This is a genomic window from Inquilinus sp. CA228, from assembly GCF_052078665.1.
In the GTDB taxonomy this organism is placed as follows: Bacteria; Pseudomonadota; Alphaproteobacteria; order DSM-16000; family Inquilinaceae; genus Inquilinus.
Genome location: NZ_JBQJIK010000030.1, coordinates 43,524 through 67,632 on the forward strand (window position 1 = coordinate 43,524; position 24,109 = coordinate 67,632).

The 24,109-nt window shown below is 70.4% G+C and carries 20 protein-coding genes; 12 read left to right on the forward strand and 8 right to left on the reverse strand.

Features of this window, described 5'->3' with window-relative positions:
• Window positions 1-109: 109 nt before the first annotated feature.
• The 8 genes from ACTOWL_RS16665 (at window position 110) to ACTOWL_RS16700 (ending at window position 10,713) form a co-directional block, all read left to right on the forward strand.
• Window positions 110-1,255 (forward strand): ROK family protein, encoded by a 1,146-nt coding sequence (locus ACTOWL_RS16665; RefSeq protein WP_441322375.1) that lies wholly within the window; start codon window positions 110-112, stop codon window positions 1,253-1,255.
• Window positions 1,256-1,310: 55 nt separating this feature from the next.
• Entirely contained in the window at window positions 1,311-2,555 is a 1,245-nt protein-coding gene (locus ACTOWL_RS16670) for an ABC transporter substrate-binding protein (RefSeq protein WP_441322376.1), read from the forward strand.
• Window positions 2,556-2,559: 4 nt separating this feature from the next.
• Window positions 2,560-3,483 (forward strand): carbohydrate ABC transporter permease, encoded by a 924-nt coding sequence (locus tag ACTOWL_RS16675; protein WP_441322377.1) that lies wholly within the window; start codon window positions 2,560-2,562, stop codon window positions 3,481-3,483.
• Window positions 3,480-4,331, forward strand: coding sequence for a carbohydrate ABC transporter permease (locus ACTOWL_RS16680; RefSeq protein ID WP_441322378.1), 852 nt, complete (start codon window positions 3,480-3,482; stop codon window positions 4,329-4,331). The genes ACTOWL_RS16675 and ACTOWL_RS16680 overlap by 4 nt, the downstream gene beginning before the upstream one ends.
• 38 nt (window positions 4,332-4,369) lie before the next feature.
• Entirely contained in the window at window positions 4,370-5,644 is a 1,275-nt protein-coding gene (locus ACTOWL_RS16685) for a Gfo/Idh/MocA family protein (RefSeq protein ID WP_441322379.1), read from the forward strand.
• 10 nt (window positions 5,645-5,654) lie between these two features.
• Window positions 5,655-6,824, forward strand: coding sequence for an MFS transporter (locus tag ACTOWL_RS16690; protein WP_441322380.1), 1,170 nt, complete (start codon window positions 5,655-5,657; stop codon window positions 6,822-6,824).
• A 96-nt stretch (window positions 6,825-6,920) separates the two neighbouring features.
• A complete protein-coding gene (locus ACTOWL_RS16695) occupies window positions 6,921-9,542 on the forward strand; it encodes an MMPL family transporter (protein WP_441322381.1) in 2,622 nt (873 codons plus the stop codon).
• A gap of 325 nt (window positions 9,543-9,867) precedes the next feature.
• Entirely contained in the window at window positions 9,868-10,713 is an 846-nt protein-coding gene (locus ACTOWL_RS16700; protein ID WP_441322382.1) for an MlaA family lipoprotein, read from the forward strand.
• Window positions 10,714-10,755: 42 nt separating this feature from the next.
• Here the strand turns inward: ACTOWL_RS16700 and ACTOWL_RS16705 are convergent, their stop codons facing one another.
• Window positions 10,756-11,373 (reverse strand): ABC transporter substrate-binding protein, encoded by a 618-nt coding sequence (locus tag ACTOWL_RS16705; protein WP_441322383.1) that lies wholly within the window; start codon window positions 11,371-11,373, stop codon window positions 10,756-10,758.
• 304 nt (window positions 11,374-11,677) lie between these two features.
• Between ACTOWL_RS16705 and ispH the strand changes: the two genes are divergently transcribed.
• Window positions 11,678-12,616, forward strand: coding sequence for a 4-hydroxy-3-methylbut-2-enyl diphosphate reductase (ispH, locus tag ACTOWL_RS16710; protein ID WP_441322384.1), 939 nt, complete (start codon window positions 11,678-11,680; stop codon window positions 12,614-12,616).
• A gap of 108 nt (window positions 12,617-12,724) precedes the next feature.
• The gene (gene hpnH / locus ACTOWL_RS16715) at window positions 12,725-13,819 is read left to right on the forward strand and encodes an adenosyl-hopene transferase HpnH (RefSeq protein WP_441322385.1); all 1,095 of its coding nucleotides are present in this window, start codon (window positions 12,725-12,727) and stop codon (window positions 13,817-13,819) included.
• Here hpnH and ACTOWL_RS16720 read toward each other — a convergent pair.
• Genes ACTOWL_RS16720 through hpnA form a run of 4 tightly spaced genes read right to left on the reverse strand, consistent with a single transcriptional unit; the run spans window position 13,766 to window position 18,566 of the window.
• Complete coding sequence (locus tag ACTOWL_RS16720) at window positions 13,766-14,428, reverse strand: phosphorylase family protein (protein ID WP_441322386.1); 663 nt, start codon at window positions 14,426-14,428, stop codon at window positions 13,766-13,768. The genes hpnH and ACTOWL_RS16720 overlap by 54 nt on opposite strands.
• A gap of 12 nt (window positions 14,429-14,440) precedes the next feature.
• Entirely contained in the window at window positions 14,441-16,396 is a 1,956-nt protein-coding gene (gene shc, locus ACTOWL_RS16725) for a squalene--hopene cyclase (RefSeq protein ID WP_441322387.1), read from the reverse strand.
• Window positions 16,393-17,574: a glycosyltransferase gene (locus ACTOWL_RS16730; protein ID WP_441322388.1), complete on the reverse strand. Its 1,182-nt coding sequence runs from the start codon at window positions 17,572-17,574 to the stop codon at window positions 16,393-16,395. The genes shc and ACTOWL_RS16730 overlap by 4 nt, the downstream gene beginning before the upstream one ends.
• Complete coding sequence (gene hpnA, locus ACTOWL_RS16735; protein ID WP_441322389.1) at window positions 17,571-18,566, reverse strand: hopanoid-associated sugar epimerase; 996 nt, start codon at window positions 18,564-18,566, stop codon at window positions 17,571-17,573. The genes ACTOWL_RS16730 and hpnA overlap by 4 nt, the downstream gene beginning before the upstream one ends.
• Window positions 18,567-18,820: 254 nt before the next feature.
• Between hpnA and ACTOWL_RS16740 the strand changes: the two genes are divergently transcribed.
• Both ACTOWL_RS16740 and hpnE read left to right on the forward strand, forming a co-directional pair.
• Window positions 18,821-20,557, forward strand: a complete 1,737-nt coding sequence (locus ACTOWL_RS16740; RefSeq protein ID WP_441322390.1) for a squalene/phytoene synthase family protein — start codon at window positions 18,821-18,823, stop codon at window positions 20,555-20,557.
• Entirely contained in the window at window positions 20,554-21,915 is a 1,362-nt protein-coding gene (hpnE, locus tag ACTOWL_RS16745) for a hydroxysqualene dehydroxylase HpnE (RefSeq protein WP_441322391.1), read from the forward strand. Before ACTOWL_RS16740 ends, hpnE begins: the two co-directional genes overlap by 4 nt.
• On the opposite strand, the gene ACTOWL_RS16750 is transcribed toward hpnE, so the two are convergent.
• From ACTOWL_RS16750 to ACTOWL_RS16760, 3 genes are all read right to left on the reverse strand, one after another.
• Window positions 21,824-22,816, reverse strand: coding sequence for an LLM class flavin-dependent oxidoreductase (locus ACTOWL_RS16750; protein ID WP_441322392.1), 993 nt, complete (start codon window positions 22,814-22,816; stop codon window positions 21,824-21,826). The two genes, hpnE and ACTOWL_RS16750, sit on opposite strands and share 92 nt — an antisense overlap.
• 110 nt (window positions 22,817-22,926) lie before the next feature.
• On the reverse strand, window positions 22,927-23,229 hold the full coding sequence (locus ACTOWL_RS16755; protein ID WP_441322393.1) for a hypothetical protein: 303 nt from the start codon (window positions 23,227-23,229) through the stop codon (window positions 22,927-22,929).
• A gap of 159 nt (window positions 23,230-23,388) precedes the next feature.
• A complete protein-coding gene (locus tag ACTOWL_RS16760) occupies window positions 23,389-24,078 on the reverse strand; it encodes a hypothetical protein (RefSeq protein ID WP_441322394.1) in 690 nt (229 codons plus the stop codon).
• Between the last annotated feature and the right edge of the window lie 31 nt (window positions 24,079-24,109).

The following is a 24,109-nucleotide window of genomic DNA, read 5'->3' on the forward strand; positions in this document are numbered from 1 at the left end:
GACTTATTTCGAAAATCGAAATTATCCGGCTTGTCCTCCTCGGTATCGTGAAATATGAATCCCATCGGACGCCGTCCTCGCGAATGAAGGGCGGCGCAGCGGGGGCGAGATGGGGCGAGGCACCGGAGAGCTGGACCTGCGCGGGCGCGATGCCTCGGAGTTGCTGCGCCTGATCCACCGCCGCGGCGGCGCCAGCCGGATCGAGGCGGCGCGCGAGCTCGGCCTCAGCGCCTCGGCCATGACCCCCCTGGTCCGCACCCTGATCGGCCACGGCCTGCTGCGCGAGACCGGCGCCAAGGCGTCCGGCGGCGGCCGGCCCCGGATGATGCTGGGCCTCGACCCCGGCTACGGCACGCTGCTGGGCCTGCATCTCGGCGCCGACGCGGCGCAGCTGGTGATCGCCGACCTGGCCGGCACGCCGCAGCAGAGCCCGATCCCCCTGCCCGCCCCGGCCAATGACGACCCGTCGCCGCTGGTCGATGCCCTCGACCGCCTGCGCCGCAAGGGCGGTGCCGGCTGGGACACCCTCGCCGCCGGCGGCGTAGTGCTGGGCGAGGTCGGGCCGCGCCGGGCCGAGGTGATCGGCGCCGGCCAGCGCCTGACCGCGGCGCTGCAGGACGCCTTCGGCATCGGCGTCACGGCCGAGACGCCGTCCAACGCCATCGTCGTCGCCGAGCGCATGCTGGGCCTGGCCCGGGCCTATGAGAACTACGCCGTGGTCAGCCTGCAGAACGAGATCGGCTCCGGCATCTCGATCAATGGCGACGTCTATCGCGGCAAGGGCCAGGCCGGCGAGATCGGCCATCTGTCGCTGGCGCCCTATTCCGGCGCCGCCTGCCGCTGCGGCAAATGCGGCTGCCTGGCCTCGCTGGCCTCGCTCTCCGCGATCTCGCGCCAGGCGCTGAAGCGCGGCCTGTCGGACGACATCGCCGTGCTGGCCCATATCGCGTCGCAGGGCGACCCGGAGGCGATCGAGATCTTCGACTGCGCCGGCCGCTGGATCGGCCAGGCCCTGGCCCAGATCGCCAACCTGTTCGACCTCGAGGCGATCGTGTTCCGGGCGCCGCAGCCGGCCCTGAACATCTACCTGCTGAAGGCGCTGAACGAGAGCTTCCGCGCCCATGGCTACAATTTCGACGAGTGCCGCACCGGGATCGTCATCAGCCCCGACGAGGGCGACGGCTATCTGCGCGGCGCTGTCGGCCTGGCGCTGGACCTACTGCTGCGCCAGGGCGGGATGAGACGCCCGCCCTGATCCCGCCGGGATCGGGGCGTCGCCAAGCAACACCAGCCAGCCACGGGAGGCTACAATGAACCTGCGCAGCATGCGGTTGGGGCCAGCCTTTTGCATCCTCGCTCTGGCCGCCAGCCTGTCCGGCCCGGCCCTGGCCGAGACTGCCGAGATCCGCTTCTTCATCCCCGGCGCCAGCGACGAGGTCAGCCAGAAGACCCTGCCGGTCTTCATCGCCGATTTCGAGGCCAAGAACCCCGACATCAAGGTGAAGGTCGAAGGCGTCGGCTGGGACGAGGCGTTCCAGAAGCTGTCGACCGACTTCATCGCCGGCCGCGCCGCCGACGTCGTCTACATCGGCACCCGCAACGTCGCCGAATTCTCGATGATGGGCGCGATCCAGCCCATCGACGGGCTGGTCGACGCCGCGACGCTGGGGCGGATCCCGGAACCGCTGCGCGTCGCGGCGCAGTTCGGCGGCAAGCAGATGGCCGCGCCCATGGCCTTCTCGACCCAGGCCCTCTACTACCGCACCGACCTGATCCCGACCCCGCCCAAGACCTGGGACGAACTGGTGGCCACGGCCAAGGCAGTGACCGAAAAGAACCCCGGCATGTATGGCTACGCCACCTCGGCCGCGGCGCATGTCACCCTGGTCAGCCAGTTCCTGAACTTCGTCTACCAGAATGGCGGCGAGGCCTTCGACGCGGCAGGCGAGACCAGGATCAACAGCCCGGAGGCGGCGCAGGCGCTGCAGTTCTATGTCGACCTGTTCCAGAAGGACAAGGTCGTGCCCAACCCGCTGGAGCTGAACCGCGAGCAGCACCCGCCGCTGTTCGCCCAGGGCAAGATCGCGATGATGGTCAGCGGCCCCTGGGGCAAGTCGATCATGGGCCTGGACCCGGACAACAAGACCGCCCCCTATGCCGTCGCGCCGCTGCCCTGCGGCAAGGAATGCAAGGGCGAGCTGGTGTCGGACAGCCTCGCCATCTCGGCCAAGAGCGAGCATCCCGAGGCCGCGGGCAGGTTCGTCGCCTATCTGCTGCAGCCCGAGGTCCACGCCAAGTGGGACGACCAGCGCGGCCTGGTGCCGCTGCTGGCCGAGGAGGAGCAGATGGACACCTTCAAGACGCCGTTCTGGCAGACCTTCATCGCCATGAAGGCGAACGGCTTCTCCCAGCCGACGCCGCGCGCTTGGCAACCCTTCGAGAAGATCCTGGTCGAGGCGGTGCAGTCGGCCATCCTGGGCAAGGTGACGCCGCAGGAGGCGCTGGACACTGCGGCGGAGAAGATCCGCAAGGCCCGCATCGAACCGCGCGCCTGACCCCGTGGTCGCGCTCGCCTCCACCGTGCCGCGCCGGGCCGCCCGGGCCCGCCCCTGGTCGCCGGACCGGGCGCCCTGGCCCTATCTGGCGCTGCCGCTGCTGCTGATCGTCGCCCTCTTGGGCCTGCCGGTGCTGCGGATATTCTGGCAGTCGGTGCATCACGTGGTGCTGACCGCGCCCTGGGAGGGCAACGACTTCGTCGGCGCCGAGAACTTCCTGGCGCTGGTGCAGGAGCCGGCCTTCCTGCGGACGCTGCAGCTGACCGTGGTGTGGACCGCCTGCTCGGTCGGGGCGAAGCTGCTGATCGGCCTGGGCGGGGCGCTGCTGCTGCAGCGCCCCTTTCCCGGCCGCAAGGTCTATCTGGCGCTGCTGATGCTGCCCTGGGTGACGCCGGCGGTGATCGCCGCCATTTCCTGGCGCTGGGTGCTGGACGGCCAGTCCGGCTGGATCAACGCCGTGCTGCTGGTCACCGGCGCGATCCGCGAGCCGATCTCCTTCCTCGGCCAGGAGACCACGGCCTTCATCGCTACCGTGGTGGTCGACGCCTGGCTGGGCATCCCGTTCATGGTGGTGACGCTGATGGCCGGGCTGCAGCGCATCCCCGACGACTATGTCGAGGCGGCGCGGATCGACGGCGCCGGCCCGGTTCAGATCTTCCGCCGCATCACCTTGCCGCTGCTGCGGCCGGTGCTGATGACCTGCGTGCTCTTGTCCACCGTCTGGACCTTCAACTCCTTCCAGGTGATCTGGCCGCTGACCAAGGGCGGACCGGCCGGGGCCACCGCGACCCTGCCGATCCAGATCTACGAGACCGCCTTCGGCAGCTTCGATTTCGGCACCTCCTCGGCCATGGCGGTCGTGGTCTTCGCCATCCTGATGTCGGTGTCGCTGCTGTACTGGCGCGTGCTGAAGGGGGGCGAGGAATGACCGCCCCCAGCACCTTTGGGCGTCGCACCCTGCCCGAGATCGGCCGGCACGGCGCGCTGATCCTGCTGCTGGGCTTCCTGCTGCTGCCGGTCTGGGTGATGCTGAAGACCTCCTTCACCCCCTATGACCGACTCTATGTCTGGCCGCCGGAGTTCCTGCCGACCAGCCTTGACCTGGGCAACTACGCCCGCGCTTTGTTCGGTCCGTACCGGGTGGTCGAGGCGCTGGGCAACAGCCTGATCATCGCCGGCTGCGCCGCCGCGATCTCCACCAGCTTCGGCTTCCTCGGCGCCTACGGCCTGGCGCGGTTCCGCTTCACCGGCCGCACCACGCTGCTGTTCGTGGTGCTGGCGACGCAGATGCTGTCGCCGGTCGTCATCGTCATCCCGCTCTACGAATTCATGATCGCGGCCGGCCTGCTGGACACCTACCTGTCGGTGATCCTGTGCGACGTAGCCCTGGCCACGCCGATCGCGATCTGGCTGCTGCACGGCTTCCTGCTGGGCATCCCGCGCGAGCTGGAGGAGGCGGCGATGGTCGATGGCTGCTCCCGCCTCAAGAGCCTGTGGCACATCATCCTGCCGGTGGTGCGGCCGGGGCTGGCGATGACCGCGATCTACACCTTCATCCATGCCTGGAGCGACCTGATCTTCCCGCTGGTGATGCTGACCGACGACGGCAAATGGCCGATGACCCTGGCCCTGACCCGCTTCGTCGGCGAGAACGTGATCCGCTGGGACACTCTGATGGCCGCCGGCGTCGTCACCACCCTGCCCGCCGCCATCCTGTTCGCCCTGGTCCAGAAACACTTCACCCGCGGCATGGTCGCCGGCGCGGTGAAGGGATAGCCTGCAACTCCATCGTTCGAGCCTGAAAGCCAAGACCGATGTCCAAATCCCTGAAATCCCAGCAGATCCGCGTCGCCGTCATCGGCGCCGGCAGCCGCGGCATCGAGGCCTATGGCGACTACATCCGCCGCCGGCCCGATCAGGCCCGGGTCGTCGCCATCGCCGATCCGCGGGCCGACCGGCTGCAGGACGCCGCCGCCCGCCACGGCCTGGGCGCCGAGCATCTCTACGCCGACTGGCGCGACCTGCTGGCCCGCGAGACCGAGCTCGACGCCGTCCTGATCACCACCCCGGACGCGCTGCATCTGGAGCCGGCCCTGGCCGCGATCCGCCGCGGCCTCGGCATCCTGCTGGAGAAGCCGATCTCGCCGACCGAGGAGGAGACCCGCATCCTGGCCGAGGCCGCGCGGGAGACCGGCGCGGACGTCACCGTCGCCCATGTGCTGCGCTACACCGCCTTCTTCTCGCGCATCAAGGAGATCCTGGACCGCGGCGTGATCGGCCGGCTGGTGACGTTGCGCCAGACCGAGCATATCGGCTACTGGCACTTCGCCCACAGCTTCGTGCGCGGCAACTGGCGGCGCGAGGATGAATCGAGCCCGCTGATCCTGGCCAAGACCTGCCACGACCTGGACATCATCCGCTGGCTGGCCGGCGCGCCCTGCACGGAGCTCTCCTCCTACGGCTCGCTGTCCCAGTTCCGGCGCGAGAACGCGCCCGACGGGTCGACCGACCGCTGCGACGAGGGCTGCAAGGTCGAGCGCAGCTGCCCCTACTCGGCCCAGCGCCTGTACCTGGAGAAGTTCAAGCCGGCCGACCGCTGGCCGCACAAGGTGCTGACCCTCGACACCTCGCCCGACGGCATCCGCACGGCGCTGCGGGAGGGGCCCTATGGCCGCTGCGTCTATCGCTGCGACAACGACGTGGTCGACAACCAGGTGGTGGCGATGCGCTTCGCCAACGGCGTCAGCGGCACGCTGAATGTCAGCGCCTTCACCGCCGAGAACACGCGGACATTGCATCTGATGGGCACCCATGGCGAGATCTCCGGGCACCTGGAGAACAACGAGATCACGGTGATCGACTTCCGCACCGACGACGTCACCACCATCCGCCTGACCACGGTCGAGGACAGCGGCCACAGCGGCGGCGACGACCGGCTGATGGCCGAGTTCCTGGGCCGGCAGATCCAGCGCCGCGGCCGCAGCCAGGTGAACGTCTCGCTGACCTCGCTGGAGGAGTCGCTGGACAGCCACTTCATGGCCTTCGCCGCCGAACGCTCGCGCCGCACCGGCACCGCGGTCCGGCTGTGATGGGTCTGCCTTGAGCGACGGCGCGGCGGGCGGGGCCGAGACGCGGCCGGATCACGGCAGGCTGCGCGCCGTCGCCGCACTGTCGGCGCATTACGGGGTCAGCGGCATCCTGACCCCCTATCTGCCGGTGTGGCTGGCGGCGAGCGGCCTGGCAGCCGACGCGGTCGGCTGGACCATGGCCGCCGGCTTCGCCCTGCGCGCCGTCTGCATCCTCGGCTTCGGCATGGTCGCGACCCTGCTGCTGCCGGCCGGCGGCGTGGCCGCCGGCGCCGCCGTCTCCGCCGCCCTGGTGCTGATCGCGGCCACGCTGATCGCGAATCCCGGCACCGTCGGCCTGTTGTCGGTCCTGGCGGTGGGGCTGGTCTACGGCTCGATCCCGCTGATCGAAAGCTTCGCCAACACCGTGACCCTGCGCAGCGGCCATGGCTACGGCCGGATGCGGGCCTGGGGCTCCTTCGCCTTCCTGATCGGGAATGTCGGCATGGGGGCGCTGCTGATCCTGCCGGACGGCGCCGCGCTGCTGCCCTACATCACCGCCGGGCTGCTGCTGTGCCTGTGTCTGTCGGTGCTAGGCCCGTCCTGGCAGCCGCCGACGCCGCGCCTCGACCCGCGCGCCGCCGCCGCGGCCCTGGCGGTGGCGGCGCCGCTGCTGGCCCCGGCCCTGCTGCTGCAGGCCTCGCACGCCTTCTACTATTCCTTCGGCACCCTGTGGTGGATCGACCACGGCGTCGCCAAGGGCAGCACCGGCATCGTCTGGGGCGCCGCCGTCGCCGCCGAGATCGTGGTCTACCGCTATGCCGCCCGGCGGCTGGAGAAGATCCCGCCGGCGACGCTGCTGGCGGTGTGCTGCCTGGTCGCGATCGGCCGCTGGCTGCTGCTGGCGACCGACCCGCCCTTGCCCCTGATCATCCTCAGCCAGTTCGGCCACGCCATGACCTTCGGCGGCGCCTATCTGGCGGCCCAGACCGTGATCCGGACGAAGATCCGGCCGGAGCTGCACTACATGGCCCAGGCCGGCTACGCCTTCCTGACCACCTTCGTCGGCCTGGCCGGGACCACCGCGCTGATCCCCTGGGCGCTGCGCGTCACCGGAACCGATCCCTGGCTGCTGATGGCCGCGATCGCCGCGGCGGCGCTGGCCTGGCTGGGCCTGGCCCGGATCGCCCGCCCCGCGCCATAGTGCTGCGCAGGTCACCGGACCGCTTCCGCGCATCGGCGAAGCAGGATACAACTCCGCCCGCCCGCCTGCCCTCCCCATCATCGCAAAGCAGACCGCGTGCCTGCCTCCAGACTGTCCCTGACCCGTGCCCTGGTCTATCTGGGCGCCTTCTGCCAACGCCATGCGCTATGGGTGATCGGCGCCGCGCTGGTGCTGTCGGTCTGCGCCGTGCTGGTGGTGATGCACCGCCTGTCGATCAACACCGACACCGGCACGCTGATCGATCCCGACCTGCCCTGGCAGCAGGACAACGCCGCGCTCGACAAGGCGTTTCCGCAGAACACCAACCTGCTGGCCATCGTCATCGACGGCCAGACGCCGGAGCTGGCGGAATCGGCGGCGGCGCAGCTGACCAAGGCACTGACGGCGGAGCCGTCGCTGTTCAGGACCGTCCGCCGCCCGGATGGTGGGCCGTTCTTCGACAAGAACGGCCTCCTGTTCCTGTCGCTGAAGGAGGTGCAGCAGACGGCTGACGACGTCATCGCCGCCCAGCCGCTGCTCGGCGGCCTGGCCGCCGACCCGACGCTGCGCGGGCTGTTCGGCGTCCTCGACCTCGTCCTGCAGGGCGTCCAGACGGGCCAGGCGGATCGGTCGCAGATGCAGCCGGCCTTCACCGGGATGGCGGCGACGATCGACGCCAACCTGACGTCCGACCACGTGGTCCAGCCGCTGTCCTGGCAGTCGCTGCTGTCCTCGGGCCCGCCCTCGCCGCGGGCCCTGCGCCGCTTCGTGCTGGCGCAGCCGGTGCTCGACTACGGCGCGCTCGAACCCGGGGCAAAGGCCACCGACTTCGTCCGCGCCACGGCGGAGACGCTGCACCTGACCCCGGCTTACGGCGTCACCGTGCGGCAGACCGGCAACATCCCGCTGAACGACGACCAGTTCGCCAGCGTCAGCGAGGGCATCGGCCTGTCGACCACGGTGTCGGTGGTGCTGGTGCTGGGGCTGCTGCTGCTGGCCCTGCGCTCCTTCGCCATGACCGCGGCGATCATGATCACGCTGGCGGTCGGGCTGCTGATGACCGCGGCCTTCGCGGCGCTGGCCGTGGGCGCCCTGAACCTGATCTCGGTCGCCTTCGCCGTGCTGTTCGTCGGCATCGCCGTCGATTTCGGCGTCCAGCTCTGCATCGCCGTGCGGGCCAAGCGCACCACCGCGCCCAACAGCTTCGCCGCCACCAACGCCGCCATCCGCCGCGTCGGCAGCGCCCTGGTGCTGGCCGCGCTGTCCGCCGCCAGCGGTTTCTTCGCCTTCCTGCCGACCGACTATCGCGGCGTCTCCGAGCTCGGGCTGATCGCCGGCGTCGGCATGCTGATCGCCGTCGCGCTGAACCTGACGCTGCTGCCGGCGCTGCTGGCGGTGCTGCCGGTGCGGGCCGAGCCGCGCGAGGTCGGCTGGACGGAGCTGGCCCCGGCCGACCGCTTCCTGCTGAAGCACCGGCGCCTGGTGCTGGCCGCCGGTGCGCTGCTGGCGCTGGCGTGTCTGGCGCTGATGCCGCGGCTGACCTTCGACTTCAACCCGCTGAACCTGGTGGATCCGCGCTCCGAAGCGGCCTCGACGATGCTCGAGCTGATGCGGGACCCGCTGACCACGCCGAACACCATCGACATCCTGACCCCGTCGGTCGAGGCCGCGGCGGCGCTGACGCCGAAGCTGCAGGCCCTGCCCGAGGTCGACACCGTGCTGTCGCTGAACAGTTTCGTGCCGACCGACCAGGAGGCCAAGCTGGCGATCCTGTCCGACCTCGCCTTGCTGATCGGCCCGACCCTCGACGCGCCGGCCAGCGAGGCGCCGCCGTCCGACGATGCGGTTCGCGCGGCTGCCGCCAAGACCGCGGCGACTTTGCGCCAGATCGCGCCGGAGCCGGACAGCCCCGAGCGCCGCCTGGCCGACGGGCTGGACCGGCTGTCCAAGGCCGATGCGGCGACCCTGGCCCGGGTCAGCGAAGCCCTGCTGAACGCGCTGCCGATGACGCTGGACCGGCTGCGGCGGCTGCTCTCGGCCGGACCGGTGACGCTGGCCGACCTGCCGCAGGACCTGAGGGAGACCTGGGTCGCGCCGGACGGCCAGGCCAAGCTGACGGCGTTCCCCAAGGGCAATGCCGCCGACAACACGGTCATGGAGCGCTTCGTCGACGCCGTCCGCGCGATCGCGCCGCACGCCACCGGCACCGCGGTGACGATCCAGGAATCGAGCCGCACCATCGTCGGCGCCTTCATCACCGCCGGCATTCTGGCGACCGTGATGATCGCGGCCCTGCTCGCGGTCGCGCTGCGCCGGCTGCGCGACGTGCTGCTGGCGCTGACGCCGTTGCTGCTGGCCGGCCTCCTGACGTTGGCGGCCACCATCGTCACCGGCATGCCGATCAACTTCGCCAACATCATCGCCCTGCCGCTGCTGCTCGGCGTCGGCGTCGCCTTCGACATCTACTTCGTGGTGAACTGGCGCGCCAGGCGCGGCGAGCCGCTGCAGTCCAGCACCACCCGCGCCATCGTGTTCAGCGCGCTCACCACCGGCTCTGCCTTCGGCAGCCTGTGGCTCTCGCCCCATCCCGGGACGGCGGGCATGGGCGAGCTGCTGACGGTCGAGCTGCTGTTCACCCTGTTCGCCGTGCTGGTGTTCATGCCAGCGCTGCTCGGCCCGCCCGCGCCACCGCGGCGCCATCATCAGGCCCCACCGTGAAGCCAGGCTTCACGGAGCGTCCGGATCAGGCCCGGTGACGGCCCGGCCGGATGCGGCTAGTCTCGCCCGGCCGCGACTGTCGCGGCCCCGGTCGGCGCCCGGGTTCCGGCGCCCAATACGAAGCGGTCTGACGGAAGGGGAACAAAGTTTTTCGTCAGGTGGTTGTTGCCGCACAGGCCGCAGGATATTGTTCGGATTGTAACTTTCCACTCCGTCGCGGGATCGGGTCGATCCGGACCGCGGTCGGAAACGTGCCAGGCCGCCGATTCCCGGCGGGATACTTCACCGACTTTCGGTTGCTTACGGGATCGGACCGGACATGCCGTTGCGCTCACGTGGATCCTTTCGCCCCCTTGCCCTCGGCGTCGCCGCGCTCCTCGCCGCCTCCGCGCTGAGCGGCTGCGCCACGCCGCCGACCGACCCGGCGCAGCGGGCCGAGTTCGACCGGATCAACGATCCGCTCGAGCCGATGAACCGGGCGATCTTCGACTTCAATCAGGCGCTCGACAAGAACGCCATCCGGCCGGTGGCGATCGCCTATCGCGACGTGGTGCCGGAGTTCGCCCGCGACGGCCTGCACAACGCGCTGCAGAATTTCGGCGAGCCGGTGATCTTCGTGAACAAGGTGCTGCAGGGCGAGCCGATCGCCGCCATCAAGACGCTACTGCGCTTCCTGGCGAACTCGACCTTCGGCCTCGGCGGCTTCATCGACGTCGCCACGCCCCAGGGCGTGGTCCGGCAACAGGCCGGCGATTTCGGCGCCACGCTGTACAAATGGGGCATCGGCGACGGCCCGTACCTGATGCTGCCCCTGCTCGGCCCCTCGAATCCGCGTGATACGGTCGGCTTCGCGGTCGACACGGTCAGCAGCCCCTGGGGCTACATCGTCAATATCCCGACCGAGGCGAGCGTCGGCCAGTTCGTGTTCAGGGGCGTCGACGTGCGGTCGCGCACGGTCGACGCCACGGATGAGCTGGAGCGCAACTCGGTCGACTACTACGCCACGCTGCGCAGCGTGTTCCGGCAGTACCGGCAGGCCGAACTCGACGGCGGCCAGGCCCCGTCGGGCGGCGACCTCTACACCGATCCCGCCGGAGCGGCGGCGGCCGGCCCGGCCGCGGCCGGCGCCGCCAGCGACGTCCCGGCCTCGCAGCTGCCGGACATTCCCTGACCGACGGCCGGGCGGGAGCGACGCTCCCGCCCGGATCGAGGCCTATTTCTTCGGCGTCAGCTCGACGATCTTGCCTTCGATCAGCTTGATCAGCGCGTCGCCGCCGCCGCTGCGCAGGGTCGCGCCGAATTCGGACCGGTAGTTGGCGAGCTGGCTGATCGTGCCGTTCAGATAGACGTCGATGATCTGCCAGTTCGGCCCGCGCAGCCGGTAGTTCAGCGGCACCGGATCCCCGTTCGGCCGCACCAGCCTGGTGTTGACCACCTGGTCGCCGCCGCTGACCGGCTTGGCGTCCTCGGCCTGGAAGCTCTCGCCGCTGTAGCCGTTGAAGCGGGCGGCATAGGTGGTGATGCTGAAGCGGCGGAAGGCATCCGTCACCTTCTGCTGTTGGGTCGGGCTCAGGGTCGACCAGTCCGGGCCGACGGAGATTCGGGCCATCAGCGGCAGGTTGAACGCCTGGTCGAGCACCGGCTCGAGCTTCTGATAGCGTCCGCGGAAGCCCAGCGAGTCGGCGTTCTTCATGACGTCGAGCAGGGCGTTGTCGAGGGTGTCGACGACCTGGCGCGGCTCCGCGGCCTGTGCCGGCAGCGCCGCGAAGGGCAACGGCAGCAGGAGTGCGAAGGCCAGGGCAAGGCGTCTGGAGAAGGCAGGCGAGCGCATGGTTTCTCTTCCGATTCGGAATGTTGGTCCGCCGCCATCCGGGCTCGCGACGCGGCGCAATCGACCCATGATGGCTTCAACCCGCCCCTTTGCCGAGAAGTTCCGAACGCCGCCGCGTCGGAATTCAGCTGTGACGGCCAGCACATCGGCCATGCGGTGAATTTGATAAATATCAATCCCAACCCATTGCACGTCCCGCTCGTGGTCACCTTAGTGACACGCAAAGTTGGTGCGTAGTATGGTTCAAATTGAGAGCGATTCACTCTGGCGAATTCCAGGCCCAGCCAGAACATCAAGGTGCGTAATGCGGATCATCTTGGCCCAGCCGCGAGGCTTCTGCGCCGGCGTCGAACGCGCGATCGAGATCGTCGAGCGAGCGCTGGAGATCTACGGCCAGCCCGTCTATGTCCGGCACGAGATCGTGCACAACCGGCACGTGGTCGAGAGCCTGCGCGCGAAGGGTGCCCGTTTCGTCGAAGAGTTGGATGAGGTGCCGGCCGGCAGCATCACGATCTTCAGCGCGCATGGCGTCGCCCAGTCGGTGGAGAGCGACGCGGCGCAGCGCGGGCTGCAGGTGATCGACGCGACCTGCCCGCTGGTGTCGAAGGTGCATATCGAAGGCCGCAAATACGCGGCCCAGGACCGCACCGTGATCCTGATCGGCCATGCCGGCCATGCCGAGGTCGAGGGCACCACCGGGCAGATCCCCGGCGGCGTCACCCTGATCTCGACGGTCGAGGATGTCGCCACGCTGGAGGTGCCGGATCCCCAGCGGGTGTCCTACATCACCCAGACGACGCTGAGCGTCGACGACACCAAGGCGGTGATCGACGCCCTGAAGGCCAGGTTCCCGGCCATCGTCGGCCCCGACACCAAGGACATCTGCTACGCCACCCAGAACCGCCAGGGCGCGGTGCGCGAGCTGGCGGAGAGGGTCGACGTGCTGCTGGTGATCGGCGCCCGCAACAGCTCGAATTCGAACCGCCTGCGCGAGATCGGCGACGAGCTCGGGGTGCCGAGCTACCTGATCGACGACGCCTCGGCGCTGGATCCGGCCTGGCTGGAAGGCAAGGAGACGGTCGGCATCACCGCCGGCGCCTCCGCCCCCGACAGCCTGGTGCAGGAGCTGGTCGAGACCCTGCGACGTTTTGGCGACGTCGAGGTCTCGACGCTGCGCGGCGTCGATGAGAATATCCGCTTCCGTCTGCCCTCCCAGTTGACCGCACCGGTTCCCGCCGAGTAGGCATAGTCGCTTGGCCCGGATTTTGGCCGACAGTTTTGCGAAGGTCCCATGGGTATACCGCTTCAACAGCAGATCCGTATCGGCGCTTACCTTCTGAAGAACCACCTGATGGGCACCAAGCGGTACCCGATGGTTCTGATGCTGGAGCCGCTGTTCCGGTGCAACCTGGCCTGCGCCGGTTGCGGCAAGATCGACTACCCGAACGAGATCCTGAACCAGCGCCTGTCGGTGGCCGACTGCCTGCAGGCGGTGGATGATTCGGGCGTGCCGGTGGTCTCGATCGCCGGCGGCGAGCCGCTGCTGCACAAGGAGATGGCGGAGGTGGTGCAGGGCATCATCGACCGCAAGAAATACGTCTACCTGTGCACCAACGCGCTGCTGATGGAGAAGAAGCTCGATCAGTACAAGCCGAGCCCGTTCCTGATCTGGTCGGTGCATCTCGACGGTGACCAGGAGGACCATGACCGGTCGGTGTGCCAGGACGGTGTCTACGACCGCGCGGTCAGTGCGATCAAGGCCGCCAAGGCCCGCGGCTTCCGCGTCAACATCAACTGCACCCTGGTCAACAACGCCGTGCCGGAGCGCGTCGCGAACTTCTTCGACGACGTCAAGGCGATGGGCGTCGACGCCATCACCGTGTCGCCGGGCTACGCCTATGAGCGGGCGCCGGACCAGCAGCACTTCCTCAACCGCCAGACCACCAAGCAGCTGTTCCGCGACATCTTCAAGCGCGGCGACAACGGCAAGCGCTGGTCGTTCAGCCAGTCTTCGATGTTCCTCGACTTCCTGGCCGGCAACCAGACGTATCACTGCACGCCGTGGGGCAACCCGACCCGGACCTATTTCGGCTGGCAGCGGCCCTGCTACCTCCTCGGCGAAGGCTACGCCCAGACCTACAAGGAGCTGATGGAGGAGACGGACTGGGACAAGTACGGCACCGGCAACTACGAGAAGTGCGCCAACTGCATGGTGCATTCGGGCTATGAGGCCAGCGCTGTCAAGGACATGTTCCGCAACCCGCTGAAGGCCTTCCTCGTCGGCATGCGCGGCATCCGCACCGAGGGGCCGATGGCGCCGGAGATCTCGCTGGACCGGCAGCGCCCGGCCGAGTTCGTGTTCTCCTCCCATGTCCAGAAGGCGCTGGAGAAGCTACGCCACACCCCGAAGGTCGCGGCCGCCAAGGGCGCCGGCGGCGGCAAGTAACGCCGCCATCGCCGCGCTGCTCTGCCGCCCCAGGCGGATCAGCGCCGGCAGCTGACTCGGACTGCGGGCCAAGGCCCGCAGCACCGGCCCGATCGCCGGGCGCCCCTCGCTGTCGAGACCGACCAGCGCCGCCGGCGGCAGTCCATGCGCGGCCGGGTCGGCCACGGCCCGCAGCACGCCGAAGGGCAGCTCGGCTTCCGCCGCGGCCGCCGCCACCGCAGCACTTTCCAGATCGACGATGACCGCGCCGCTGTCGCGATGCAGCCGGGCCTTGGCTGCGGCCGTGTCGACGATGACGTCGCCGCCCCAGACATCCCCGCGAACCGCATGGGGCAGGACGGCCGCGATCCGTGCCGCCAGGTCCGGATCGCAGGCGTAGAGTGCCCCGCCCGTCGCCACGGCAGCGCCGATCACCAGATCCCCGGTCGCCAGTTCCGGCGCCAGCCCGCCGGCGATGCCGAAGCTGAGCAGCGCCGTGGCGCCCCTGCTGATCAGATCACGGGCCAGAGCGGCAGCCCGGCCCGGATCGCTGGCCGAGCAGGCGACCAGCGGCGAGATCCGCCGCGCGATCTCCGCCTCCTTCGCCAGTCCGGTCAGGATGCCGAGCATGCGAGGCGCCGCTTACATGCCCACCTCGACCCGGCCGCTGTTGCTGTCGCGCAGGCGGCGATAGCGGGACAGGGCCCAGGTCGGGAAGAAGGCCGGGTAGCCGTGATAGCGCAGGTAGAACACCCGCGGAAACCCAACCGCGGTGAAGCTCGGCTCGTCCCACAGCCCGTCCGCACGCTGATGCGCCGAGAGCCAGGCGACGCCGCGCTCGACCGCCGGATGCCCGGTCTCGCCCACCGCCATCAGCCCCAGCACCGCCCAGGCGGTCTGCGACGCGGTCGAGGTCGCCGGCGTCATCTCCGGCCTGCCCTCGTAGTAGCTGTCGCCGGATTCGCCCCAGCCGCCATCCTCGCGCTGCTGCGCCGCGAGCCAGTCGACGGCGCGGCGGATGATCGGGTCCTGCGGGTCCATGCCGATGGCGTTGAGGGCGCACAGCACCGACCAGGTGCCGTAGATGTAGTTGGTGCCCCAGCGCCCGAACCAGGAGCCGTCGGCCTCCTGCTCCCGGCGCAGGAACGCGACGCCGCGGGCCACCGCCGGATCGTCCATGCGCCGGCCCAGCTGGCCCAGCATGCCGAGGCAGCGCGCCGTGACGTCGGAGGTCGGCGGGTCCAGCAGCGCGCCGTGGTCGGCGAAGGGGATGTGGTTCAGGTAGTGATAGGTGTTGTCGACCTCGAAGGCCGCCCAGCCGCCATTCTTGCTCTGCAGCCCGAGCAGCCATTCGACGCCCCGGTCGATCGCCTCGCGGTAGCGCTCCGGGTCGGCCCGGTGCATGGCCATGACCACCACCGCGGTGTCGTCGAGGTCCGGGTAGTGCGCGTTGTTGTACTGGAAGGCCCAGCCGCCCGGCCGCACATCCGGCCGCCGCTCCGCCCAGTCGCCCTTGACGTCCAGCACCTGGCGCGGGACCAGCCAGTCGAGCCCCTGCTTGGCCCGCGCCACCGCCTCGGGGTCGTCGGATTCCAGCAGGGCATGCGCGGTCAGCGCCGTGTCCCAGACCGGCGACAAACAGGGCTGGGCGTAGGTGACGCCGTCGACCGTGGCGACCAGCTTCTCGATCGAGGCCCAGGCGATCTGCAGGTCCGGATGGTCGTCCGCGTAACCCAGGCATTTGAACATCATCACGGAGTTGGCCATGGCCGGGTAGATCGCGCCCAGCCCGTCCTCGCCGTTCAGCCGCTCGGTGACGAACGCCACCGCCTTGTCGATCGATGTCTGCCGGCGCGGGAAGAACGGCTCGATCGGCCGCAGCACCCCGTCCAGCCGGCGGAAGAACCGGCCCCAGAAGCTGCCGTCGACATGGACGTGCCAGTTCTTCACGTGCTCCGGCGGCTCGACCATCAGCTCCTGGATCGACAGCGCTCCCGGGCTCACGGGCCGCGGCTTCTTCGCCATGATCACCAGCAGCGGCGCGATCACCGTGCGGCTCCAGTACGACACCTTGTTCAGGTGGAACGGGAACCAGGAGGGCAGCACCATGATCTGCACCGGCATCACCGGCACGGCGCGCCACGGCACCTGCTCGAACAGCGCCAGCAGGATGCGGGTGAAGACGTTGGACCGCGCGGCGCCGCCCGCGGCCAGGATGGCGGCACGGGCACGGGCCATGTGCGGCGCGTCCGGGTCGTCGCCCGCCGCCTTCAGCGCGAAATAGGCCTTCACGCTGGCGCTGATGTTGAACGGCCCGTCATGCCATAGCGGCCAGCCGTCATGTCTGTCCGACTGGATGCCGCGGATATAGGTCGCCAGCAGCGCCTCCTTCTCCCGGTCGACCACGCCGAGGAAGTGCTTCAGCAGGATGTATTCGGCCGGGATGGTGGCGTCGGCCTCCAGGATGAAGGCCCAGTGGCCGTCCTCGCGCTGCAGGTCGAGCAGCCCGCCGACGCCGCGGCCGATCGCGTCGTCGAGGCTGGCGCGCGTGGGCCCGGCAAGGTCGTCGGTCTGGAAGGAGGGGCTGGAGATGGTCATGGGGACGGGTCTGACGGCTGACGGGACAGGGAGGCGCCGGGCTGGTCGTAGACGCGGCCCTTCCAGGCCCCGCCGACACCGGCCCAATGGCGCCGCGCCGAATCGATGGTGGCGCCGAGATACACCAGCGCGGCAAGCGGCAGGAAGGGCGCCCACAGCGGCGAGCGCCGGTAGAAGCGCAGCATCGGCACGTAGCAGCCGCTCATGATCGCCCATGCGGCCAGGGCGACATAGCGTGCCGCCCCCTCCCCCAGGAGGGTCAGGGCCGGCGGCGCGATATAGGTGACGATCAGGCCGGCGACGGTGCCGAGCAGCAGCCAGGGCGAGTAGCGCAGCTGGGTATAGGCGGTGCGGGCCACCATGCGCCAGATCTCGCCGACATCGCCGTAGATTCGCAGGCTTTCCGCCTCGTCGGTGAGGTCGAGCTGGATCCTGCCGTTGCGCTTCAGCGCCGCCGCCAGGGTGCAGTCGTCGATCAGCGCGTCGCGGAGGACGGCGATGCCGCCGATCCGGGCCAGAGCCTCACGCCGCACCAGCATGCAGCCGCCGGCCGCGCCCGCCGTGGCCTTGTCCGCCCGGTTCACCCAGGCGAAGGGGTACAGCATCTTGAAGAAGAAGACGAAGGGCGGCACCAGCCAGCGCTCGGCGAAGTCGAGGCAGCGCAGCCGCACCATCAGCGACACCAGGTCGAGCCCGTCGGCCTCGCCGCGCGCCACCAGCTGCGCCACATTGCCCGGCCGGTGAACGATGTCGCCATCGGTCAGCAGGATCCAGCGCGCTTCAGGGTCGGTCCGCTCCGCCGCCGCGACGCCCTGCGACACCGCCCACATCTTGCCCACCCAGCCGGGCTGCAGCGGTGTTCCCGAGATAACGGTCAGCCGGCCGGACGCCCCTGCGTCCGCCGCCGCGGCGCGGGCGAGATCGGCGGTGCCGTCGGCCGACTGGTCGTCGACCACCACCACCTGCAGCCGGCCGGGATAGGCCTGGCGCAGATGCGAGCCGACCGCGGCGCCGATGCCCTCGGCCTCGTTGCGCGCCGGGATCACCACGACGACTCCGGGCCATGCGGCCGGCGGCGGCGCGGCGGGCGCGGTCGCGGTCTCCCAGAACCGGCCCTGGGCCAGCCACAGCTTGAGCCACGCCGCGAGGCTGGCGAGGGCGAGGACCAGACCGATCATTGGAGGTAGCCGTTCTCGCGGAACCAGCCGAGCGCGTCGACCAGGGCCTGGCGCGCCGGCCGCGGCCGGTAGTCCAGCGCCGCCCGGGCCTTGTCCGAGGAGAAATACATGGTCTTGCGCGCCATGCGCAGCGCGTCGCGCGTCACCATCGGCTCCCTGCCGGTAAAGCGCGAGACGGTCTCGGCCACCAGCGCCACCGGCCAGATCGGCCCCAGCGGCAGCCGCATCTTCGGCGCCTTGCGGCCGACCAGGGCGGCGATCTCGGCCAGGATGGCGGACAGGGCGAAATCCTCCCCGCCCAGGATGTAGCGTTCGCCCGGCACGCCACGGGCGAAGGCGGCGAGATGGCCCTGGGCGACGTCGTCGACGTGAACGAGGTTCAGCCCGGTGTCGACGAAGGCCGGGATGCGGCCGGTCGCGGCCTCGACGATGATCCGCCCGGTCGGGGTCGGCTTGACGTCGCGCGGCCCGATCGGGGTCGACGGGTTGACGACCACCACCGGCAGCCCGGTCTCGGCGGCCGCCTGGCGGGCCGCGTCCTCGGCCAGGAACTTCGACCGCTTGTAGGGGCCGATCATCTGGGCCTCGGTCGCCAGCGTCGCCTCGTCCGCCGGCCGGCCGTCGGCATGATGGCCGAGCGTCGCCACGCTCGAGGTGTAGACGGCGCGCACCACCCCGGCCGCCGCGGCGGCGCGCAGGATCGCCGCGGTGCCCGCGACATTGGTGCGCAGCATCGCCTTGGGGTCGGGGACCCAGAGGCGATAATCGGCCGCGACATGGAACAGCGCGGTGCAGCCTTGCAGCGCCGGCGCCAGCGAGGCCAGGTCGTCGAGGTCGCCGGTCACCGGCTCGACATCGAGCCCGGCGAGGTTGCGGCGGTCGCTGTTCGGGCGCACCAGCGCCTTGACCCGATGGCCTTCGGCCAGCAGCGCGCGGGCCACGGCCGAGCCGACGAAGCCGGTGGCCCCGGTGACGAGGGCGATCTCGGTCATTCGTCCCCGCGGGGATCTGCCGGGAGTAGGGCCTGTCGCGGCATTGTCATCATGGCGGCGACACTGTCGAACCGGACCGGCGACCGCAACCGAAAAAGCCGTAGACCACCCCTGCTGCGGCCCTTGGTCCGGGGCCGTTTGCCTTGACAATTCAGCGGGGTCTGCGATCTGGTGGCCCGGTCCGGGGCCGCGCGGCGGATCAGCCGCCGCACCACCGTTTCCGAACGGCCCCGGCCGAGACAAGACAGGCGATCATGACCGTGCCGGCCGACCGAGCCATCGTCGACTCTCCCCCGCCTGCCGGCGCCGCATCGACCGGGCCGGGCGCCGCGGCGCTGGCGGCCAGCAAGACCTCGGGCCAGGAGAACTTCCCGGTCGGGTCCTGGCTGCTGCCGAAACGCCATCGTCCGCATATCGCCACCTTCTACCGCTTCGCCCGTGCCGCCGACGACATCGGCGACGACCCGGACCTGCCGGCGGCCGAGAAGCTGGCCCGGCTGGACGCGCTGGAAACCGGTCTGGTCCAGCCGGGGCCGGAGGCCGCCGCCGGGATCCGCGCCTCGATCGCCGCCACCGGCGTCGGCCTGGTCGACTGCCGCGACCTGCTGGTCGCTTTCCGCCGCGATTCCGAGAATCGCAGCTGCCATAGCCGGGACGACCTGATCGACTATTGCCGCTATTCGGCCAACCCGGTCGGGCGCTACCTGCTGCGGCTGCACGGCCAGGCCGAATCGACCTTCCCGGCCGGCGACGCGCTGTGCACCGTGCTGCAGATCCTGAACCACCTGCAGGATTGCGGCGACGACTGGCGCAAGCTGCGCCGGATCTACGTGCCGACCGACTGGATCGACGCGGCCGGCGGCATCGACCGCTTCTTCACCCCGGACGAGGCGTCGGCCCGCCTGCGCCGGCCGGTGCTCGACCGCTGCCTCGACCTGGTCGACGCCATGCTGGACACCGCGTCCACCCTGCCGGGGCAGCTGACCTCGCGGCCGCTGGCGGCGGAGGTCAGCGTCATGCTGTGGCTGGCCCGCAAGCTGGCGGCGCGGCTGCGCCGGGGCGACCCGCTGCTGGCCCGGGTGGCGCTGAGCAAGCCAGACTTCGCCCGGGCGCTGCGCCCCGGCCTGTCGGTGATGGCCCTCGGCGCCAGGCCGCTGGACGACGCGGCGCTGGTGCGGATGGCGGTGTTCCGGGCCAAATCCTCCTTTGCCTCCGGCATGCGCATCCTGCCGGCCGAGGGCCGCCGCGCCATCTACGCCGTCTACGGCTTCTGCCGGCAGGTCGACGACATCGCCGATTCCAGCGCGACGGTGGCGGAGAAGACCGCCGGCCTCCAGGCGTGGCGGCAACGGCTGGACCGAATCTTCGCCGGCCGCGGCGACGACCAGCTGGACCGCGAGCTGATCTGGGCGATCCGCCGCTTCGACCTGCCGCGATCCGAATTCGACGGCATGCTGGACGGCATGACCATCGACGCCGCCGCCGAGGTGCGGATCGCCGACCGCGCCGGGCTGGCGCATTACGCCCGCTGCGTCGCCGGCACCGTCGGCGTCATGGCGGTCAAGATCTTCGGCTGCCCGGACCAGGCCAGCGCGGCCTTCGCCGTGGCCCAGGGCGAGGCGCTGCAACTGACCAACATCCTGCGCGACGTCGACGAGGATGCCGGGCTGGGTCGGCTGTACCTGCCGGAGAGCTGGCTGCGCGAAGCCGGGATCCCGACCGACGCGCCGATCCCGACGATCGCCGCCGACCCGCGCATCGCCCAGGTCTGCGCCCGGCTGGCGGCGGAGATCCAGCCGCTCTACGCCGCCCTGCCCGGGCTGATGCCAGCCGGGACGGAGAAGCGGATGAAGGCGGCGCTGATCATGCAGCGCAGCTATCGCCGGATCTTCGAGAGGCTGCAGGCCCGCGGCTATGCCGACCGGTCGGTGCGGCCGCGCCTGTCGAAGGGCGAGAAGATCGGCATCCTGCTCTCGGTCCTGCTGAAATGACCGTCCATGTGATCGGCGGCGGGCTGGCCGGCCTCGCCGCCGCGGTCGAGCTCGCCCGCACCGGCGTCCCGGCGGTGGTGTACGAGGCCACGCCACGCCCCGGCGGCCGCTGCCGCGCCTTCCACGAGCCGGCGCTGGACCGGGTGATCGACAACGGCAACCACCTGGTGCTGTCCGGCAACCGCAACGTCCGGCGCTATCTCGACCTGATCGGCGCCGGCGACCGGCTGGCGGCCCCGGCCCGGCCCGGCTTCCGCTTCGTCGACCTGGAGCGCGGCCGTGAGTTCACCGTGCGGCCGAACCGCGGCCGGCTGCCCTGGTGGGTCCTGCTCTCCGGCCGCCGGGTGCCCGGCACGGGCCCGCGCGACTACCTGGCGCTGCGCCGTCTGTCCAAGGCCGGGCCGGAGGACACAGTGGCCGGCGTGGTGCCGCCGGGCGAGCTGTATCGCTGCCTGATCGAGCCGCTGGCCGTCTCCGCCCTCAACACCCCGGCCGACGAGGCCTCGGCCCGCGGCCTGTGGGCGGTGATCGAGCAGACCCTGGCCAAGGGCGGCGCCCAGACCATCCCGCTGATCGCCCGCACCGACCTGGCCGACACCTTCATCAACCCGGCGCTGGACTTCCTGCACCGGCACCGCGTGACGGTCCGGACCGGCATGCGGGTCAAGGCGCTGGAGTTCGAGGAGGGGCGCATCATCGCGCTGGAGCTGGACCAGGGCACCCTGCCCCTGGCGCCGGACGACCAGGTGGTGCTGGCGGTGCCGCCGGCCATCGCCGCCCGGCTGGTGCCGGGGCTGACGCCGCCGGAGACGGACGAGCCTATCGTCAACGGCCATTTCGCCATCCCGTTCCGGGAAGAGCCGCACGACATCGCCGGCATCGTCGGCGCCACCGCGCATTGGGTGTTCCGCCGGCCTGGCATCGCCAGCACCACGGTCAGCGCCGCGCGCGGCCTGGTCGACGCGCCGGCGGAGGAGCTGGCGGCGCTGCTGTGGGCCGATGTGGTGCGGGCCTTCCCGGACCTGGCCGGCCCCCTGCCGGCCTACCGCATCATCAAGGAGAAGCGGGCGACGATCCGCCAGAGCCCGGCGGACGAGGCCCGGCGGCCGGGCTGCCCGACCCCCTACCCCAACCTCTGGCTGGCCGGCGACTGGACCGCGACCGGCCTGCCGGCGACGATCGAGGGCAGCCTCTTGTCCGGCTTCCGCGCCGCCGACCATGTCCGCGCCGCCGGGGCGGCCCCGGGAGCGGCGCGGAAAGGCAAGGTCAATAGAGCTCGATGCTGCGCATCAGCTTGTCGTGCGGCAGCGGCCCGGCGCTGTATTTCAGCTGGAAGCGCACGGCGCCGAGCGCGGTGACGGTCGCGGCGATCTTGCGCGCCACGGTCTCGGGCGAGCCGACATAGAGCGAGCCGTGCTCGGCCTCGCGCTCGAACTCGCCCTGCCCCATCGGCGGCCAGCCGCGCTCCGCCCCGATCTTGTCGCGCATCCGCTTGTAGTCGGCGAACAGCTCCTCGCGCGCCTGGATGTCGGTGTCGGCGATATAGCCCGGCGAATGGACGCCGATCGGCAGCACCGGCCGGCCCAGCTGTTCGAAGGCGCGGTGATAGAGGTCGACATAGGGGCGGAAGCGCTTCGGGTCGCCGCCGATGATGGCGAGCGCCAGCGGCAGGTCGTAGCGCGCGGCGCGGACCACCGATTCCGGGCTGCCGCCGACGCCGATCCAGGTCTTCAGCCGGCCGCTCTCGACCGGCGGGTAGACGTGCTGGTTGCGGAGCGGCGGCCGGGTGCTGCCCTGCCAGGTCACCGGCTCCTGCTTCAGCAGCGCCGCGAACAGATCCAGCTTCTCCTCGAACAGCGTCTCGTAGTCGCTGAGCTCATAGCCGAACAGCGGGAAGGATTCGGTGAAAGAGCCGCGGCCGAGGATGACCTCGGCCCGGCCGCCCGAGGCCGCGTCCAGGGTCGAGAAGCGCTGGAACACGCGGATCGGGTCGTCGGAGCTGAGCACGGTGACCGCCGAGCCGAGATGGATCTGCGTCGTGCGCCCGGCGATCGCCGCCAGCAGCACCTCGGGCGCGGAGACGGCGAAATCGGCGCGATGATGCTCGCCGACGCCGAAGAAGCCGATGCCGAGCTGGTCGGCCAGCACCGCCTCCTCGATCACGTTCCGCAGCACCTGGCCATGCGGCAGCGGGGCGCCGTCCGGCCCCGTGGTCACGTCGCCGAAGGTGTCGAGTCCGAGTTCGAGAGGCTGGGCCATGATGGTCTCTGGGTCACGAGGCAGGTCACGGCAGAGATGGCCACCCCGCGAGGCCGGTCAACTGCATCGATTGGAAACAGACTGTCCCAAGCTTGGAACCTTTCGCCCGCTCATTCCGGCCGGAAGCGCCATTTCCGCTCCACCGCCGCGGCCAGGTCGATCCCGTTCGCCCGCGCGAACAGCAGGATGTGGCCGAGCATGTCGGCGGTCTCGTCGGCCAGCGCCTGCCGCAGTTCGGCCTCGGACCGGCCATGCGTCCGGCCGCGGCCGGTCAGCTTGTTCGAGACCTGGGTCAGCTCGCCCAGTTCCTCCTGCAGCTTCAGCAGGAACCAGTCGGGGTCGCGCCGCAGCCCGTTGGCCTCGGCGTAGCGGCAGGATGCGGCCTCGAACTGATCCTTCAGACGGTCGAGCATCGGGGAATCCTGTGGCGGGGGTCGTTCCCTATAGAAACCCAGCCCTGGCGAGCGCGGTCAACCACCTCTGGCCAACGCCTCCAGCCCCTCCCGCGGGCGGGAGAGGCGAAACAATTCGATGTGTCATGGAGATGGGGCATATCGCGACCGCGGCGGCGTTCAACTGCTATCCGGCTTCGGCAGTCGGGATGGCAGGCAGCCGTCTCCGGACTCCTCCGGCGGCTCGGCCCAGCCCTCCGCGGCCGTGGCGCTCGCAGCGACCAGGTCCGCGCAGCTGCCGGGCGTGACGACGGTGCCATCGCCGTCGATGTCGGCGGCATCGTCCCAGCCCCGCGGCTGCCAGGCCGGATTCGGTGGGCGGCCGATCTTGCGGCAGACCTCGCGCACGAACTCCTCGGCCGACAGCGTGTCGAGCTGCTCGTCCAGGATCTCGTCCTCGACCAGCTTCTCCCACACCCAGGACCGCATGTACTCGACGTCCTCGGGCTGCGCGACCGCTTCGGCCACGGCCTGGGCGGCCTGCTCCCGCCGCTGCCGGCGGTGCTCCTGCTCGCCCGACTCCTTGCGCTTTTCCCGGCGCATCAGATAGTTGGCGCGGATTCGCTCGGTCATGGCGATCGACAGCCGCACCGACCGGGACAGCCGCGACTGCTTCAGGTCGAAATCGGGGGTCGACTCCGGCCCTGCCCGCATCGCCTGCTGCTGCGTCGAGATGATCCGCTTGGTGCGCAAGTCGATCGTGACCAGTTCACGCAGCGAATCCAGCGCCCACCCCGTCCACTTCATGTCGGGATCGGTCGGCCGGATCTCGTCGGAATCGGATTGCGCCACGTCCATAGAACGTATCATGAACGAGAGTCGCGGGTTAACGCAACTGAAC

Coding starts and splice junctions, on each gene's coding strand:
- ACTOWL_RS16665 (WP_441322375.1), top strand. CDS start 110: ATGGGGCGAGGCACCGGAGAGCTGGACCTGCGCGGGCGCGATGCCTCG.
- ACTOWL_RS16670 (WP_441322376.1), top strand. CDS start 1,311: ATGAACCTGCGCAGCATGCGGTTGGGGCCAGCCTTTTGCATCCTCGCT.
- ACTOWL_RS16680 (WP_441322378.1), top strand. CDS start 3,480: ATGACCGCCCCCAGCACCTTTGGGCGTCGCACCCTGCCCGAGATCGGC.
- ACTOWL_RS16685 (WP_441322379.1), top strand. CDS start 4,370: ATGTCCAAATCCCTGAAATCCCAGCAGATCCGCGTCGCCGTCATCGGC.
- ACTOWL_RS16705 (WP_441322383.1), bottom strand. CDS start 11,373: ATGCGCTCGCCTGCCTTCTCCAGACGCCTTGCCCTGGCCTTCGCACTC.
- ispH (WP_441322384.1), top strand. CDS start 11,678: ATGCGGATCATCTTGGCCCAGCCGCGAGGCTTCTGCGCCGGCGTCGAA.
- hpnH (WP_441322385.1), top strand. CDS start 12,725: ATGGGCACCAAGCGGTACCCGATGGTTCTGATGCTGGAGCCGCTGTTC.
- ACTOWL_RS16720 (WP_441322386.1), bottom strand. CDS start 14,428: ATGCTCGGCATCCTGACCGGACTGGCGAAGGAGGCGGAGATCGCGCGG.
- shc (WP_441322387.1), bottom strand. CDS start 16,396: ATGACCATCTCCAGCCCCTCCTTCCAGACCGACGACCTTGCCGGGCCC.
- ACTOWL_RS16730 (WP_441322388.1), bottom strand. CDS start 17,574: ATGATCGGTCTGGTCCTCGCCCTCGCCAGCCTCGCGGCGTGGCTCAAG.
- hpnA (WP_441322389.1), bottom strand. CDS start 18,566: ATGACCGAGATCGCCCTCGTCACCGGGGCCACCGGCTTCGTCGGCTCG.
- ACTOWL_RS16740 (WP_441322390.1), top strand. CDS start 18,821: ATGACCGTGCCGGCCGACCGAGCCATCGTCGACTCTCCCCCGCCTGCC.
- hpnE (WP_441322391.1), top strand. CDS start 20,554: ATGACCGTCCATGTGATCGGCGGCGGGCTGGCCGGCCTCGCCGCCGCG.
- ACTOWL_RS16750 (WP_441322392.1), bottom strand. CDS start 22,816: ATGGCCCAGCCTCTCGAACTCGGACTCGACACCTTCGGCGACGTGACC.
- ACTOWL_RS16755 (WP_441322393.1), bottom strand. CDS start 23,229: ATGCTCGACCGTCTGAAGGATCAGTTCGAGGCCGCATCCTGCCGCTAC.
- ACTOWL_RS16760 (WP_441322394.1), bottom strand. CDS start 24,078: ATGATACGTTCTATGGACGTGGCGCAATCCGATTCCGACGAGATCCGG.